Source organism: Carboxylicivirga litoralis (assembly GCF_025499605.1).
GTDB classification, from domain to species: Bacteria; Bacteroidota; Bacteroidia; order Bacteroidales; family Marinilabiliaceae; genus Carboxylicivirga; species Carboxylicivirga litoralis.
On record NZ_JAFMVC010000004.1, the window covers coordinates 56662 to 72655 of the forward strand.

Below are 15994 nucleotides of genomic sequence, written 5' to 3' on the forward strand. Positions count from 1 at the left end.
CGGTACTTAATTAGCTATTACTAGTTTATGAAAGTAATCTATTTTTAAATAGATACCAAATAGCTAACGTTACAGAGTTGGTGATTGTTTAATGGATGTATAGTTTAAAGGTATATTAAATCAGTGATATAAGTGTTTTCTTTAGTTGGATTGAATTTAAATAGATATAATCTTCTTTAATTAAAAATGGAAACTTAAATACCACATAATGAGGTTTATAGATGTGTTTCGTTGATTTTCATCATTTTATACGCGTATAACTTACATCGTGCTAATCTAGTTCAGAATGATTAAAATTGTTCAAAGGAGAAAAGAAGAATTGATGAAGTTAATTTTAAGTCCAATGTTATGAAAAGAAATAAACAAATCATTCAGCTGTTAGTTATGGTGTTCGCTGTAATTTTTGCCAGCTGTACAAAAGAAGGTCCTCAGGGGCCTCCCGGAGCTGACGGAACTAATGGTATTGACGGCACCAATGGTATAGATGGTACTGCTGGTTGTATCTCCTGTCATACAAATGATAACGAGCTAGCCATAAAAACAGCTCAATTCGAACATTCTTTGCATTTTACCGGAGGAGCCGAGCATGTGGGATATGCCAACTATGCTGGTGGTTCCTGTTCAATGTGTCATTCACATAATGGTTTTATGAAGGCTGTTGAAGATGGAACTAATTTTGGAGGTTCTCATCCAGAGGCGGCAGCCATGTCATGTTATACTTGTCACCAAATTCACACAAGCTACACGCGCGAAGATTACACTCTGCATTATACCGACGCTGTGAATATGTTTCTTAACGAAAATGAGAACAACGTTTTTGCTAATCTTGAAGTTGATGGTACAAGTCAATATGCAGATCCTGATGGTTTAAGTAATACTTGTATTAAATGTCATCAGCCAAGGCACCGTGGTACTTCACAGCCCGATCCAAGCTTAGATGGGACATTTGAGATATCTGCTGGTGCTGCGGGGCATTGGGGGCCTCATTATGGTACTCAGGGTGCAATTTTTGGAGGTGTAGGTGGATATATAGGCACAACAGATCCAACAGTACCTTCGGGAACTAAAGGACACCATAGCTGTAAGAGTTGTCATATGTCATTCAATGCCTTAACCGGAAATTATGGTTCTTATGTTGGAGGGCATTCAATGAATATGGCCGGAACTGATGGTGAGCCAGTCTTTACGGCTTGTGATGAATGTCATACTGAGAGAGGCGCAACCATTGACTTACCTGGTATTATGGCAGCAAATGAAGTGTTGTTAGACGCATTGAAGGCTGATTTATTAGCCATTCCGATGATTGATGAAGATGGTCATTTACTCGGAGGAACCTGGACGCATCAGCAACTGGCTGCCTATTGGAACTTTGCTCTTGTTAAAAATGATCATAGTTATGGAATTCATAATAACGAATATACCCAAAGCTTGATTATTGCTGCCAGGACATATTTAGGAACTAATTAATAAAACCACTCGAATGGCTATCATGCGTATAGCCATTCAGGTTTTTGTTTAACACTCTAAATAGGTCATATGAAAGCATTAAAAATATTTTTCGCTTCTGTAATGCTTGTAGCTATTGCTGCGACGAGTTGCGACTATAAATATATCACACCCGATACAGGGGAACCTGTTGACCCGGAGGAACCAATTAGTTTTACTCAACAGGTTGAACCCATTTGGACAAGCCAAAGTTGCACCAATTGTCACAATGGAAGTGGATTGTTCAGTTTGCAGCAGGGTGAAGCCTATCAGTCGCTTGTTGGTAATGGTTTGCTGGACTTTGAAAATGCCGATAACAGTAAGATAGTAACTGTGCCTGGAAGTGGTGGCTTGCATACCGACTATACTTATGTGAGTAACCAAAAGTTAATAATTACGACTTGGATTGAGCAAGGCGCAGAGGATAACTAAAAACGATTACAATGAAAAAACTTATATATCTTATTGTTTTGTTTTTGTTTTCTGGTCACTTTGCAATGGCTCAGGAAGAAGAACAAACGGAAAAGAAAGTTGATAAGCCGGTGCGTTCACCGTGGGAGTCTGGCACCTTGGTTAATCATCAAACCAGTATTACTCAGTATAAAAACACCCTTGAGATGGTGATTAGCCACCGTTTTGGTACTATCGATAACGGTATTAGTGATGTTTTTGGAGTGATGGCACCAGGAGCAAATATCAGAATTGGTTTTAACTATTCAATATTGGATAACCTGGTGGTTGGTTACGGAACCAGTAGTCAAAAGAAATACCAGGATTTTCAGGCTAAATACACGGTATTTGAACAAACGCGTGAGAATACCATGCCGGTGAGCTTAACTTTTTATGGCAACGCAGCCATCGATGCCAGAGAAGAAGCTGTGTTTGGTGTCGATTATGAATTCTCAGACAGACTATCATACTTTTCAGAGGTGATTGTAGGTCGAAAAGTTAACGATTGGTTATCGGTTCAGGCAAGTGCTAATTTTACGCACTATAATTCGGTCGATAGCTTGTTGGATAACGATAAAATAGGTCTGGGGTTCGGTGGTCGAATTAAATTTAGCCCGCAATCATCGTTAACACTTGAGTTAGGGATTCCGCTCAAAATTGAAAGTATTTCGCAGCATACTTCCTTTACCGATCACCCCAAGCCACACTTCTCAATCGGGTACGAAGTATCGACCAGTACGCATGCTTTCCAGATATTCCTTACTAACGGTTTAGGTATTTTACCGCAAGAATTATATATGTATAACCTGAGTGAGTTTGATAGTAAGAGCATACGATTTGGATTTAACATCACACGATTGTGGAATTTCTAAAAATGATAAAAACTGATGATATGAGAAAGTTGAAAATGTCTGTTATAGTGAGCTGTACATTAGTGCTTTTAAGCTTTGTGTTGATGTCTTTTGTACAGGAGAAAAAGCCATGGGATATTCCGGCTAAATACCAGAGTATGAAAAACCCACAGGCAGCTGACGATGCTGAGATGATTAAAATTGGTAAAATGAATTATTCGCGTCATTGTAAATCATGCCATGGTAATATTGGTCAGGGTAATGGTCCTAAGGCACGTAGTCTTGATGCTGATTTAGGTGATTTTACTAGTGCTGAATTTCAGGCTAGTAAAGATGGTGTTATCTACTATCAGTCATTTATTGGGCGCGATGAAATGCCAAATTTTGAAAAGAAAATTCCTGATGACGAAGATCGTTGGGCAATTGTAACGTACATCCGTACGCTTAAAAAATAAAGGAATCGCCAATCATATAAACTGCCCGCACAAAAGCTTACTAGTTTTTGCTGGCAGTTTTTTGTTTTATCTAATAGTGAATATTACAATGGTTAAAACACAGGTAAATAAACTGATAAGCTTCGTTGTAATGCTTGGTCTTGTGGCTTACGTGGAAGGGCAGGATATAGCAGATAACAGCCAATGTTTGAAATGCCATGGGCAGGTTTTTTATGAATATCCTAATGAATGGACTGGGCAAACCGATCGAAAGCCATTGAACCCATTTCATCACATCGATAGTGTGAAGTTACACACGTCTGTGCATAAAATGTTTGCCTGTATCGATTGTCACTCGATGGATTATGAAACATTTCCGCACAGTGGTGAATTGCGGCTTGAAGAGAAATATCAATGTATGGATTGCCATGGCGGTGACGAAACATTCGCCAAATTTAATTTTGAAGGCATTGAGGCGGCTTTTATGGAAAGCGTCCACTACAAAGCATCCGATGAGCGTTTTAATTGCTGGATGTGCCACGATGCCCATGGCTATGAGCTCGCGCTGCGTCAGGACAAACCAATTGTGGAGGTGGTGAACATGAGCAATAACATGTGTTTAAGCTGTCATGATAATAAGTTCAAGTACGGTTTGTTGTCCGACGATGAACCTAAAAGCATCAATGAAATACATGCATGGTTGCCTAATCAGGCCAGGCACTTTAATAAAGTCCGATGTATCGATTGTCATACCAAGGTGCAATCCGACATATTGATTTCTCACAATATTCTTCCTAAAGAAGAGGCCTTACGAAATTGTGTTCAATGTCATAGTACTAATTCGGTATTAATGGAATCGTTGTATGCTCACAGGGCTAAAGAAAGTAGGGCCGAATCTGGTTTTCTGAATGCCGTTGTTTTAAACGAAGGGTATATTATCGGAGCCAACCGCAATCAAACATTAAATTATGTCAGTATTGGTTTATTTGGATTGTTGGTTGTTGGTTTAATTATTCATTTTATGCTGCGTATAATCATGATAAAGAGAAAGTAAGATGAGTGAAAAATTATATTTATACCCCGTGTGGGTTCGAATCTGGCACGTATTAAATGCCTTGTTGTTTCTTGTTCTGCTGGTCTCAGGATTAAGTATGCAGTACTCCAATCCGAATGTGCCACTGTTACCATTTAATGTTGCAGTAACTAGTCATAATATAGCAGGTTTAGGATTGTTTTTATTGTATTTGTGTTTTCTGGTGCTGTTTGTTTTTACTTCAAACCGAAAGCACTATAAAATAGAATTGAAAGGATTGCCGGCGCGTTTAATAATGCAAATGAGATATTATGCATTTGGAGTATTCAGAGGTGAGCAGGCACCTTTTCCAACGCAGGAAGAGGCAAAATTTAATCCGCTGCAACAGGTGACCTATGTAGTCGTTCTTTTTGTACTTTATCCCTTGTTGATAATAACCGGCTTGCCGCTGATGTTTCCAGAGGTCATTATCGATAACTTCTTTGGAATCGGGGGAACCTTATTAACCGCACTGTTGCACGCATCAGCTGGGTTTTTAGCCAGCCTGTTTTTGGTTATTCACTTGTATTTTGCAACAATGGGTGCCAGTTTCTTTTCTAATTTTAAAAGCATTATTAACGGGTATCACGAAGCACATTAATTATGATGGATGAAATATCGAAGCTACGAGGATACTTATGGGGTGTCCTCATTATGTTGGGAATTGTTTTGGTTGGCTATGCCTTAAATCCGGTTATTGGTGTTTTGGGCATTGTGCAGTTGGTTTGGCCGCAAAACCTTTATTTTGTTGTACTGTTAGCCGGAGTTGGCATGGCGCTCGGAATGTTGTCCGAATCAGTCCGTTTAAAAGCCACTAATATTGGCCTTATTTTACCGTCGTTTATGGCACTTGGAGCCTTGGCCTTGATTGTTTTTATATGGCCTAATGGTATAGGCAGTCTTTTCATCAATATACTTTTGGCAACGCCGGGGTTCTTTTTATTTGTTTTTGTTTTTTTGAGTGGAGGGGCTTTTATTGCCTCCAAACTAAGCAGTCTTAAAAAGAGTTGGGCACCAATTGTTGTGATGCTCTCTTTTCTTCTTTTTTGTTATTCAACGGTTGTGACGCAGCGCGATTATTATCAGCTGTCGATGCGCATAGGAGAAGAAAGAGCTTTGTTTGAAGCAGAAGATACTGATGGTAAATTTTATCGTTTACCATTTGCTATTAAACTTTTACCTGTCGAAGATGGTATTGATAAAACCATGGTGCGTTTGTTTAATACGGTTCAGGACTTTAAAGATGTGGCGATTGACAATGAGACCGATTACCGTCTAAAAGGTTGGGTTATTGGATTAAAGAAGCAGGTTGATGAAGTGGTTGAGATGAATCGTTTGGTTGATTTAAGCCTGGTTTTTGACCGCTGGATAGAATTAAAGTATATAAGCTTAGGTCTGTTAATTGTAAGTTTATTGATTCGGCTTAGATATTAACTTTGAGTTATAGAAATAAGAAAAGGGTAATCTGTTCAGATTACCCTTTTTTATACCTGTTAAAGAGAAATTAGATGACGCTGGCAATCTTATCGCTCTTATATTTTCCGTCTTTCAATTTTTCCTGAACTTCGCGGAATGCTTTAATGGTATAATCCACATCTTCCATTGTGTGAACAGCTGTAGGGATAATACGAAGCATAATCTGGTCTTTAGGAATTACCGGATAAACCACAATTGAACAGAAAATGTTGTAGTTTTCGCGTAAGTCCATTGTTAACTGAGTGGCTTCAGCTACATTTCCTTCCAAGAATACTGGCGTAACTGGTGATTCAGTTTTGCCTAAGTTAAATCCAGCATCTTTAAGACCTGACTGTAATCTTTCAACCACTTTCCAAAGATTTGCTTTGTGCTCAGGTTCGTCACGTAACATTTCCAAACGTTTCAAGGCACCGTAAACCATTGGCATTGGCAATGATTTGGCAAAAATCTGAGAACGTAAGTTGTAACGTAAATAATTAACCACTTCTTCTGTACCGGCAACAAAACCACCAATACCTGCCATTGATTTAGCAAATGTACTGAAGTGAACGTCAATTTCATCTTCTACATCAAAATGTTCTGCCACACCAGCACCAGTTTTACCCATAGTACCGAATCCGTGCGCATCGTCAACTAAAATGCGGAAGTTATATTTCTTTTTAAGCGCAACAATATCTTTAAGGTTACCAAGGTCACCGGCCATGCCGAATACACCTTCAGTAATTAAAAGAATACCACCACCTGTTTCTTCTACACGCTTGGTAGCGAATTGAAGCATCTTTTCGCACTTATCCATTTCGTTGTGTGCAAAAACGAAGCTCTTACCGCCTTTAGCTTTGTGCAAGAAAACACCGTCCATAATACATGCATGCGATTCAGAATCGTACACAATAACATCGTTACGGCTTACTAAGGTATCGATAATTGATACCATTCCCTGGTAACCGAAGTTAAGCAGGTATGCATCTTCTTTATGAACGAATTCAGCAAGCTTAGCTTCTAATTCTTCGTGCTTACTTGTTTGACCCGACATCATACGAGCTCCCATAGGGTAGGCCATACCGTAGTCAGCAGCTGCCTCAGCATCTACTTTACGTACGTCTGGGTGGTTAGCTAAACCAAGGTAGTTGTTTAAACTCCATGTAAGTACTTCTTTTCCACGGAATTTCATTTTTGGACTAATTTCCCCTTCTAGCTTAGGAAACATGAAATAACCATGAGCTTCTTTACCATATTGGCCTAAAGGCCCCATGTGTTCTTTTATCTTATTGAAAATATCCACTATACTGAGCTTTTAAAATTTTCGCAGCAAATGTAATGTTTTATCTTATCTTTTTGAAAGAAACCTTGTTAAAAAAGATAGGATGAAAGTCTGTTGGAGAATAAAGATGGGTTTGTGTTTGTGTTATGTGCAGGTTAAGAGGTTGTTAGGTAGGTGATGTGTGTTGGTAGAGTGCTTTTGTTGCCATGTTTTTCGTTTGTTGAGGAAATGTAATGGATGATTGATGCAAACTGTTGTGCTCGTTGAATATATCAAACAGAGGGTTGTGAGGTTTAATACTAAAGATTATCTTTGCACGTTGTAAAAACAGTTTTAATTATCTGTTCTTATTTGTAATACGAGAATCTCATAATATTCAAATATATGAAGTTGAAATACTTAGTGTTTATAGTTGCCGTGTTAGGACTTGTAGGAACGAGTTGTAGTAAATACCAAAAGCTGCTGAAAAGTCAGGATTATGAACTTTGGTATACCGAAGCGATGAACTATTATGAGAAGGAAGATTATACACGTGCTGCAACCTTGATGGGCCAGTTGGTAAACATTTACCGGGGTACAGATAAGGCTGAAGAAGTCAATTATACATATGCTAATTGTTTGTACGGCTTAAATGATTATCTGACTGCAGGTCATTATTATCGCGAATATGTAAAAAATTTCCCAGCTGGTGATTATGCTGAGGAGTGTCAGTATATGAGTGCCTATTGTTATTATATGCGTTCACCAAAGCCACGTTTGGATCAAACAACAACTGAGGATGCTATTCAGGAATTTCAGTTATTTATTAATATGTATCCTAACAGTGCGCGCGTAGAGGAGTCGACGCGTTTAATGGATGAGTTGCGTGATAAGTTAGTATTTAAATCATATTTGAATGCAAAGCTGTATTACAATTTAGGTGACTATATGGGTAATAACTACCAATCGGCGGTTATTGCAGCGCAGAATAGTTTGAAAGATTTTCCGGATACAAAATATAGAGAAGAATTATCATTCTTGATTTTGGAATCGAAATACATTCAGGCGGTGAATAGTGTGGAAGAAAAGAAAGAAGATCGTGTACGCGATACATTGGATGAATACTATTCATTTGTCAATGAATTTCCAGAAGGTAAGTATAGAAAGAAAGCAGATCGTATCTTTGCAGATACGGATAAGATGCTAAAAGGATATAATACAGAAGTTGCAGTAAATTAAAAATTATCATATGTCAATCGACTACAAAAAAACAAATGCACCGGTATCAACCGTAACTTGGGATAAGAACGAATTGTCTCAGCCAACCGGTAACATCTACGAATCAATCGTAGTTTTGGGAAAACGTGCTAACCAGATTAGCTCTGAGATGAAAGAGGAGTTGAACAAGAAGCTTCAGGAGTTTGCATCGTACACTGATAATTTAGAAGAGGTTTTTGAGAACCGTGAGCAAATTGAGATTTCACGTTTCTATGAGCGTTTACCTAAGCCTGTTTGTATTGCTACGCAGGAGTTTGTAGAGGGTAACGTTTATCACCGTAACCCAGATAGGGAAGAAGCGGCTGAGTAAATCTCATTTAGTCCTGTATGGACGAAAAATCGGTATTTGATTTTTAAAAAATATAAAAGGTAAAGGAGAATGGTATATTCTCTTTTATCTTTTTTTATTTTTGGTGTATGCTACAAGGAAAAAAGTTTATTCTGGGAATTTCGGGTGGGATTGCTGCTTATAAATGTGCGCAGTTAACACGTTTACTCGTTAAAGAAGGTGCTGAAGTACAAGTCATCATGACTAAATTGGCAAAGCAGTTTATCACGCCGCTGACAATGGCAACATTATCGAAGCGACCTATTTTAGTGGAGTTTTTCGATCCTGAAAATGGAGCCTGGAACAGCCATGTGGATAGTGGCTTGTGGGCCGATGCGATGATTGTTGCCCCGGCAACAGCCAATACAATGGGTAAGATGGCCAATGGAGTAGCTGATAATTTGTTGATAACAACGTATTTGTCGGCTCGATGCCCGGTGTTTGTGGCGCCAACTATGGATTTGGACATGTATCAGCATCCATCGACTCAGCGAAATATGAGCACACTTCGCTCGTATGGCAATCATTTAATTGAACCTAATGCAGGAGAACTGGCTAGTGGTTTGGTTGGTAAAGGCCGAATGGCCGAGCCTGAAGAAATAGTAGCGGAGTTAAAAGACTTTTTCGCTAAAAAAGAGAAGCAGGATTTATCTGGCAAAAAAGTTTTGGTGACGGCCGGTCCGACGCATGAAAAAATTGATCCGGTCCGTTTTATCGGTAATTACTCATCAGGTAAAATGGGGTATGCTTTAGCCGAAGAATTGGCTGATCGTGGAGCAAAAGTGACTTTGGTTAGTGGACCGACTCAAATTAGCACGTTGAATCCGAATATAGAACGGATTAATGTGGTTAGTGCAGAAGAAATGTATGAGGCAAGTTCAAGTCGGTTTGAGCAAATGGATGCAGCAATCATGTGTGCCGCAGTTGCAGATTATACACCAGTTCATAAAGCTGATGAGAAGATGAAACGCAACGATAATGAGCTCTCGGTGGAATTGAAAGCTACAACTGATATTGCTGCAGCATTAGGAGAGAAGAAGTCTGATAAGCAAGTGTTGGTTGGTTTTGCTTTAGAAACTCAGGATGCAATGTCAAATGCGCAGAAGAAGTTAATAAAGAAAAACCTTGATTTTATTGTTTTAAATAGCTTAAAAGATAAAGGTGCAGGTTTTAACTCTTACACCAATAAAATTACCATTATCGATAAACATAATAAGATTAAGGAATTTTCGTTAAAGTCTAAAGCAGATGTGGCTTCCGATATTGTTGATGAATTAGTTGGATGTTTGTAAAGCGTCTGGTTAACTTTTATTAATTATGAGAAATTATATACTTGTTCTATTCCTGATTGTGGCTTCAACGCTTAGTGCGCAAGAATTTCAATGTGCAGTTCAAGTGGTATCGCCACAGGTGCAGAGTTCGAATAAAAAAGTGTTTGAGACTTTGCAAACAGCGATTATGGAGTTTATGAACAGTCAGAAGTGGACCAATGATAAATTTGCTCCGGAAGAGCGGATTGATTGTAATATCATGATTAATATTGCTGAGGTGATATCAATCGATGAATTCAAAGGAACCTTCCAAATTCAGGCGCGACGTCCGGTTTATAATTCCAATTATTACACGGTGTTGTTTAATCACCAGGATCAGGATTTTCATTTTAAATATGTAGAGTTTGAACCGTTGGTGTATAACCCTAATAATTTTGACTCAAACTTGGTGGCCGTGTTAGCGTATTATGCCAATATTGTTTTGGGTTTGGATTACGATTCGTTTAAAAACAATGCAGGGACACCCTATTTTCAGGAGGCCGAACGGATCGTTAATCGTGCCCAGGGAGCTCGTGAGGCGGGCTGGAAATCATTTGAAGGTCAGAGAAACCGCTACTGGTTAACCGAAAATATACTGAATGAATATCACCGTCCATTGCGTCAGTGCATGTACCAGTATCACCGAAAAGGATTAGATCGGATGAGTGAGAAAGTGGAAGAGGGACGTGCCGAAATAGCTAAAGCCCTGGAGCTGACGCGTAAAGTTCACCGTCAGCGTCCGAGTTCATTTTTTACCCAAGTATTCTTTACTGCTAAGTCTGATGAGCTGGTGAATATTTTCTCCGAATCTTTCTCGATGGAAAAAGGACGTGTGGTGGAGCTGCTCATGGAGGTAGATCCTGCCAATAATAAAAAATACGAAAAAATATTATCCTCCAACTAAATCACATTTCTCATTTATTAACGCTTGATTTAAGCTGATGATTCGGCAGTGAATATTTGAATCGTTACTTTTGCATGGTGTTTAATAGTATTGTTCGCTTTTAACTATTGCCTACTGACTAATAACTAATAGACTAATTTATGCTGAAGTCATTATCAATTTCTAATTACGCACTAATCGATAAAGTTGAAGTTGTTTTCGATGGTGGATTAACTGTTATCACAGGTGAAACTGGTGCGGGTAAATCGGTGCTGTTAGGTGCGCTCTCATTGATTTTAGGTCAGCGAAGCGATACAAATGCTTTGCTTAATAAGGAGCAAAAATGTGTGGTAGAGGGAGAGTTTTTTATTGGTAATTATGGTTTAGTCGATTTATTTGAAGATAACGATGTTGACTATGAAGAGGTAACTATTATAAGACGTGAGTTATTGCCATCCGGTAAATCAAGGGCTTTTGTCAATGATACACCTGTTAATTTGGGTTTTCTGAAAGGTATTAGTGCTCAGTTGATTGATGTGCACTCGCAGCATCAAAACCTGTTGCTTGACGATAGTGGCTTTCATATGATGGTGGTGGATACCTTGGCGGATAATGCGAAGTTGTTAACTGACTATTCTCAGTTGTTCAAAAACTATAAGTCGCTTATTAAGGAGATTGATGCGATGATAGCTGAAAATGATAAGCAAAAAGCTGATTTGGACTATATGCAATTTCAGTTTGAGCAACTGGATTCAGCAAACCTTAAAGTAGATGAGCAAAAAGAACTGGAGCAGTCTTTGGAGCAGTTATCGCATGCCGAAGAAATTAAAACTAACCTGGTTGAGGTGGTTAATAATCTGAGTCAGGAGCCATCGCCTGTTATTGATTTATTAGCTGATTCTGTTTCTAAATTGGAAAAAATCAGTTCTTATCTGCCCGATGGAGACGAGTTGAGGCAGCGTTTAGAATCGGCCAAAATCGATTTGAAAGATTTAGCTGATGATTTAGAAACGCGTTCTGAAGATTTGGATTTTGATCCTGAAACGATTCAGCAGGTGCAGGAGCGCTTAGACTTAATATATGGTTTGCAGCAAAAGCATCGCGTCGACTCAATTGAAGAATTGATAGCATTAAAAGATGACTTGCAACAAAATATCGATAAGGTGAATTTCTTCGATGATGATTTAAAATCGAAACAAAAAGCACTAGATACGCTAAAAAAGGATTTAAACAAAGTAAGTGCATCTATCACTAAATCCCGAAAAGGTGTTTTTACGTTAGTGAAATCAAGCATTGAAAAGCAATTGCAGGTTTTAGGTATTCCTCATGCTAATTTTGTTATTGAACATGCTTTATCTGACGAATTTACAGTTAACGGTAAAGATGAAATCCAATTCTTATTTGCCGGAAATAAAGGGGGAGTTCCTGCACCAATCAACAAGGTGGCATCAGGTGGTGAAATTTCAAGAGTTATGCTGTCGATTAAGTCGCTGTTGTCATCATCAAAAGGTCTGCCAACGATTATTTTTGATGAAATTGATACAGGTGTGTCTGGCGAAGTGGCCGATCAAATGGGTGGTATAATGGCACACATGGGAAGCTCAATGCAAGTGATTAGTATTACGCATTTGCCACAAATTACGGTTAAAGGCGATCATCATTTTAAAGTATTTAAAACCGACCAGGCTGATAAAACAATATCAAATATTCGAAAACTATCACATGAAGATAGGGTAGTGGAAGTTGCAAAGATGTTAAGTGGCTCAACTTTATCCGACGCTGCTATAGAGAATGCACGCGCCCTATTGAATAACTAATCAGGTATTTATAACTTACAAAACCTTTTGAGTTATTACTTGTTGTAATAGCTTAGGTAAAGAATTATTAAAATTGAAACTTGTGTTGTGCAACATATGCTGTATATTTGTGCGCTCAAAAATAAATTGATATGGGATTTGATCTTTTAAAAGGAAAAAGAGGGATTATTTTTGGTGCCCTTAATGACATGTCTATCGCATGGAAAGTAGCCGAAAGGGCTTACGAAGAAGGGGCACGTTTTACATTATCTAACACACCGGTTGCTTGCCGAATGGGTGAAGTAGTTGAGTTAGGTAAAAAATGTGAGGCGGAAATTATTCCTGCTGATGCTACAAATGTAGCCGACCTTGAGAATGTTTTTGAAAAATCGATGGAAGTTCTTGGAGGTAAAGTGGACTTCGTACTTCACTCGATTGGAATGTCATTAAACGTTCGTAAAAAGAGGGTTTATCACGATTTAGACTACAATTATCTAAACAAGACTTTAGATATTTCGGCTATTTCATTTCATAAAATGTTACAAGTTGCTTTCAAGATGGATGCTGTTAATGAGTGGGGCTCTATGTTGGGATTAAGCTATGTAGCTGCGCAACGCGTATTTTATGGTTACAATGATATGGCTGATGCGAAAGCGTTATTAGAGTCAATCGCGCGTAGTTTCGGATACATCTATGGCCGAGAACGCAAGGTGCGCGTTAACACTATTTCGCAGTCGCCAACCGTCACGACGGCAGGTAGCGGAGTGAAAGGTATTGATGGGTTGATTGACTTCTCTGACCGTATGTCGCCACTCGGAAATGCCGATGCGGCCGATTGTGCTGATTACTGTATTACTATGTTCTCTGATTTAACCAAAAAAGTAACCATGCAGAACTTGTTCCATGATGGAGGATTTTCAAATGTGGGCATGAGCTTGAGGGCTATGAATCAGTATAATAAAAGTTTTGATACGGACGATATTAACGATAAATACTAATATTAAACAGAGGGTGCGTTAAGCACCCTTTTTTGTATAACCAAATTCCCCTCAAAGCACTGCGCTCAAAATTTTCATAGTCTTTTATTAATCATTAAATTTGGCGACGTTTTTGTTAAAAAAAATGGCACCGACCTTTCGTCGGCCAAAAAAAATATATTAGGACAAATCAACTTATTATGGATCAATACCGAATAAATCACCTTAAGGAATTGGAAGCGGAGTCAATCTACGTCATTCGTGAAGTAGCCGCCCAGTTTGAAAATCCTGTGATGTTATTCTCCGGAGGAAAAGACTCAATTGTAATGTTTCACCTGGCACGTAAAGCTTTCTGGCCTGCAAAGGTGCCGTTCCCGTTAATGCATATCGATACTGGTCATAACTTTCCTGAAGCCTTGGAGTACAGAGACCGTGTAATGGAAGAAACCGGAACAAAGTGCATTGTTGCTTTGGTGCAGGATTCAATTGATCAGGGACGTGTTGTTGAAGAAAAAGGTGTAAATGCAAGTCGTAATAAGTTGCAAACAACCACACTTTTAGACGCTATCGAAAGCCATAAGTTCGATGCTGCCATGGGTGGTGGTCGTCGTGATGAAGAAAAGGCACGTGCTAAAGAGCGTTTTTTCTCGCACCGCGATGAATTTGGACAGTGGGATCCTAAAAATCAGCGTCCGGAGCTTTGGAATATCTTCAATGGTCGTAAAAATATGGGAGAGCACTTCCGTGTGTTCCCAATTAGTAACTGGACTGAGATGGATGTATGGCAATACATCTATATGGAGCAGATTGACCTGCCAAGTCTTTATTTTACGCACAAGCGCGAAGTGTTTAACCGCGATGGCGTTTGGTTAGCTAAATTGCCCTTTATGCAGTTGAAAGAAAACGAAGTAGTTGAAACTAAGGATGTGCGTTGTCGCACGATTGGTGATGTCACCTGTACCGGTTTAACACTTTCTACGGCTGATACCTTGGAGGATATTATCCACGAAGTAGCTTCAACACGCACAACAGAGCGTGGCGGTCGGGCTGATGATAAGCGTTCAGAATCGGCGATGGAAGATCGTAAACGTGAAGGCTATTTTTAATCTTTGTTAAATCTGAAAACTCAATAATATGTCCGGAAAAGAATCAGGATATTTAGATATGGAGCTTTTGCGCTTCACCACAGCAGGTAGTGTTGATGATGGTAAAAGTACCTTAATTGGTCGTTTATTATACGATAGTAAAGCCATCTTTGAAGATCAGATGGAAGCCATTGAGCGTGTTAGCGAGCGCTCAGGTCACGAAGAAGTAAACTTAGCTTTATTGACCGATGGTTTGCGTTCGGAGCGTGAACAAGGAATTACCATTGATGTAGCCTACCGTTATTTTGCGACTCCTAAACGTAAGTTTATTATCGCTGACACACCTGGGCACATCCAGTACACGCGTAACATGGTAACAGGTGCCAGTACGGCAAACGTGGCTTTGATTTTGGTGGATGCCCGTCATGGCGTATTGGAGCAGACTTTACGTCATGCCTACATTGCTTCTTTGTTGCAGATTCCTCACGTAATTTTCTGTATCAACAAAATGGATTTGGTTGATTACAGCCAGGAAACTTTTGAAAAGATTAAGGCAGATATTGATGCGGTATCGTCAAAATTATCTGTAAAAGATATTCGCTTTGTGCCAATTAGTGCTTTAAAAGGTGATAACGTGGTAGAGCGCTCTGAGGTAATGGATTGGTACGATGGTCCTACTTTGATGTACTTATTGGAGAATATTCATATCAGTAGCGATATTAACCATGATGACTTTCGTTTCCCGGTTCAGTATGTCATTCGTCCGCAGTCGGCTGAGTGGCCCGACTATCGCGGATATGCAGGTCGTATTGCCAGTGGAGCCATCAAGGTTGGTGATGAAGTGGGCGTCTTGCCAAGTGGATTTACGTCTAAGGTGAAAACCATCGATATGATGGAAGAATCTATGGAAGTAGGTTTTGCCCCTCAGTCGGTTTCAATCACTTTGGAAGATGAAATTGATATTAGTCGAGGCGATATGTTGGTTAAGAGAAATAATGGTTCTGAGCCTAAAAATAGCCAGGATATTGAGGCAATGGTGTGTTGGTTTAACGAGCGTAAGCTAATGCCACGTGGTAAGTATGTGGTGAAACACACTTCGGCCGATGCACGTTGTATGGTGACTGAGATCAAATATAAAATGAATATCAACACGCTGGAGAAGAATGAAGAAGATAAAGAAGTGGGCATGAATGATATTGCTCGAATTAAAATTCGTTCAACCAAGCCCTTATTCTTTGATTCATATAGCCGCAACCGAATTACAGGTAGCTTAATTTTGGTTGACGAAGCAACCAATGAAACAGTTGCTGCCGGTATGATTATTTAAAG

The 15994-nt window shown here is 39.2% G+C and carries 16 protein-coding genes; 15 read left to right on the forward strand and 1 reads right to left on the reverse strand.

What is annotated here, in order from left to right:
* Positions 1-348 precede the first annotated feature (348 nt).
* From J1N10_RS05435 to J1N10_RS05465, 7 genes are all read left to right on the forward strand, one after another.
* Positions 349-1467 carry a hypothetical protein gene (locus tag J1N10_RS05435; RefSeq protein ID WP_262325666.1) on the forward strand — a complete coding sequence of 373 codons (1119 nt, stop codon included), beginning with the start codon at positions 349-351 and terminating at the stop codon, positions 1465-1467.
* A 69-nt stretch (positions 1468-1536) separates the two neighbouring features.
* Positions 1537-1917, forward strand: coding sequence for a hypothetical protein (locus J1N10_RS05440; protein WP_262325667.1), 381 nt, complete (start codon positions 1537-1539; stop codon positions 1915-1917).
* 11 nt (positions 1918-1928) lie between these two features.
* Positions 1929-2807, forward strand: coding sequence for a DUF5777 family beta-barrel protein (locus J1N10_RS05445; protein WP_262325668.1), 879 nt, complete (start codon positions 1929-1931; stop codon positions 2805-2807).
* Positions 2808-2827: 20 nt separating this feature from the next.
* Positions 2828-3241: a c-type cytochrome gene (locus J1N10_RS05450; RefSeq protein ID WP_262325669.1), complete on the forward strand. Its 414-nt coding sequence runs from the start codon at positions 2828-2830 to the stop codon at positions 3239-3241.
* Positions 3242-3329: 88 nt separating this feature from the next.
* Positions 3330-4274, forward strand: coding sequence for a cytochrome c3 family protein (locus J1N10_RS05455; RefSeq protein WP_262325670.1), 945 nt, complete (start codon positions 3330-3332; stop codon positions 4272-4274).
* Position 4275: 1 nt separating this feature from the next.
* Positions 4276-4893, forward strand: a complete 618-nt coding sequence (locus tag J1N10_RS05460; protein ID WP_262325671.1) for a cytochrome b/b6 domain-containing protein — start codon at positions 4276-4278, stop codon at positions 4891-4893.
* Between the two features lie 2 nt (positions 4894-4895).
* Positions 4896-5726: a hypothetical protein gene (locus J1N10_RS05465; protein ID WP_262325672.1), complete on the forward strand. Its 831-nt coding sequence runs from the start codon at positions 4896-4898 to the stop codon at positions 5724-5726.
* A gap of 70 nt (positions 5727-5796) precedes the next feature.
* Here the strand turns inward: J1N10_RS05465 and J1N10_RS05470 are convergent, their stop codons facing one another.
* Positions 5797-7050 carry an aminotransferase class I/II-fold pyridoxal phosphate-dependent enzyme gene (locus J1N10_RS05470; RefSeq protein WP_262325673.1) on the reverse strand — a complete coding sequence of 418 codons (1254 nt, stop codon included), beginning with the start codon at positions 7048-7050 and terminating at the stop codon, positions 5797-5799.
* A 363-nt stretch (positions 7051-7413) separates the two neighbouring features.
* Here J1N10_RS05470 and J1N10_RS05475 point away from each other — a divergent pair, with 363 nt between their 5' ends.
* The 8 genes from J1N10_RS05475 to J1N10_RS05510 all read left to right on the forward strand — a co-directional run bounded on the left by J1N10_RS05475 (position 7414) and on the right by J1N10_RS05510 (position 15992).
* Positions 7414-8247 carry an outer membrane protein assembly factor BamD gene (locus J1N10_RS05475; protein WP_262325674.1) on the forward strand — a complete coding sequence of 278 codons (834 nt, stop codon included), beginning with the start codon at positions 7414-7416 and terminating at the stop codon, positions 8245-8247.
* Between the two features lie 10 nt (positions 8248-8257).
* A complete protein-coding gene (locus J1N10_RS05480) occupies positions 8258-8596 on the forward strand; it encodes a DNA-directed RNA polymerase subunit omega (protein ID WP_262325675.1) in 339 nt (112 codons plus the stop codon).
* A gap of 107 nt (positions 8597-8703) precedes the next feature.
* Positions 8704-9906 (forward strand): bifunctional phosphopantothenoylcysteine decarboxylase/phosphopantothenate--cysteine ligase CoaBC, encoded by a 1203-nt coding sequence (gene coaBC / locus J1N10_RS05485; RefSeq protein ID WP_262325676.1) that lies wholly within the window; start codon positions 8704-8706, stop codon positions 9904-9906.
* Positions 9907-9931: 25 nt separating this feature from the next.
* Positions 9932-10828, forward strand: coding sequence for a type IX secretion system protein PorD (porD, locus tag J1N10_RS05490; protein WP_262325677.1), 897 nt, complete (start codon positions 9932-9934; stop codon positions 10826-10828).
* 140 nt (positions 10829-10968) lie between these two features.
* The gene (recN, locus tag J1N10_RS05495; protein ID WP_262325678.1) at positions 10969-12624 is read left to right on the forward strand and encodes a DNA repair protein RecN; all 1656 of its coding nucleotides are present in this window, start codon (positions 10969-10971) and stop codon (positions 12622-12624) included.
* A 131-nt stretch (positions 12625-12755) separates the two neighbouring features.
* Positions 12756-13601, forward strand: a complete 846-nt coding sequence (locus J1N10_RS05500; RefSeq protein ID WP_262325679.1) for an enoyl-ACP reductase FabI — start codon at positions 12756-12758, stop codon at positions 13599-13601.
* A gap of 179 nt (positions 13602-13780) precedes the next feature.
* On the forward strand, positions 13781-14686 hold the full coding sequence (gene cysD, locus J1N10_RS05505) for a sulfate adenylyltransferase subunit CysD (protein WP_262325680.1): 906 nt from the start codon (positions 13781-13783) through the stop codon (positions 14684-14686).
* A 28-nt stretch (positions 14687-14714) separates the two neighbouring features.
* On the forward strand, positions 14715-15992 hold the full coding sequence (locus J1N10_RS05510; RefSeq protein WP_262325681.1) for a sulfate adenylyltransferase subunit 1: 1278 nt from the start codon (positions 14715-14717) through the stop codon (positions 15990-15992).
* Positions 15993-15994: the final 2 nt, after the last annotated feature.

Excerpts from the sequence above, each read along its gene's own strand:
- J1N10_RS05450 (WP_262325669.1), top strand. The coding sequence starts at position 2,828 with ATGAGAAAGTTGAAAATGTCTGTTATAGTGAGCTGTACATTAGTGCTT.
- J1N10_RS05440 (WP_262325667.1), top strand. The coding sequence starts at position 1,537 with ATGAAAGCATTAAAAATATTTTTCGCTTCTGTAATGCTTGTAGCTATT.
- J1N10_RS05500 (WP_262325679.1), top strand. The coding sequence starts at position 12,756 with ATGGGATTTGATCTTTTAAAAGGAAAAAGAGGGATTATTTTTGGTGCC.
- J1N10_RS05465 (WP_262325672.1), top strand. The coding sequence starts at position 4,896 with ATGATGGATGAAATATCGAAGCTACGAGGATACTTATGGGGTGTCCTC.
- recN (WP_262325678.1), top strand. The coding sequence starts at position 10,969 with ATGCTGAAGTCATTATCAATTTCTAATTACGCACTAATCGATAAAGTT.
- J1N10_RS05445 (WP_262325668.1), top strand. The coding sequence starts at position 1,929 with ATGAAAAAACTTATATATCTTATTGTTTTGTTTTTGTTTTCTGGTCAC.
- J1N10_RS05480 (WP_262325675.1), top strand. The coding sequence starts at position 8,258 with ATGTCAATCGACTACAAAAAAACAAATGCACCGGTATCAACCGTAACT.
- porD (WP_262325677.1), top strand. The coding sequence starts at position 9,932 with ATGAGAAATTATATACTTGTTCTATTCCTGATTGTGGCTTCAACGCTT.
- cysD (WP_262325680.1), top strand. The coding sequence starts at position 13,781 with ATGGATCAATACCGAATAAATCACCTTAAGGAATTGGAAGCGGAGTCA.
- coaBC (WP_262325676.1), top strand. The coding sequence starts at position 8,704 with ATGCTACAAGGAAAAAAGTTTATTCTGGGAATTTCGGGTGGGATTGCT.
- J1N10_RS05510 (WP_262325681.1), top strand. The coding sequence starts at position 14,715 with ATGTCCGGAAAAGAATCAGGATATTTAGATATGGAGCTTTTGCGCTTC.
- J1N10_RS05460 (WP_262325671.1), top strand. The coding sequence starts at position 4,276 with ATGAGTGAAAAATTATATTTATACCCCGTGTGGGTTCGAATCTGGCAC.
- J1N10_RS05455 (WP_262325670.1), top strand. The coding sequence starts at position 3,330 with ATGGTTAAAACACAGGTAAATAAACTGATAAGCTTCGTTGTAATGCTT.
- J1N10_RS05475 (WP_262325674.1), top strand. The coding sequence starts at position 7,414 with ATGAAGTTGAAATACTTAGTGTTTATAGTTGCCGTGTTAGGACTTGTA.
- J1N10_RS05435 (WP_262325666.1), top strand. The coding sequence starts at position 349 with ATGAAAAGAAATAAACAAATCATTCAGCTGTTAGTTATGGTGTTCGCT.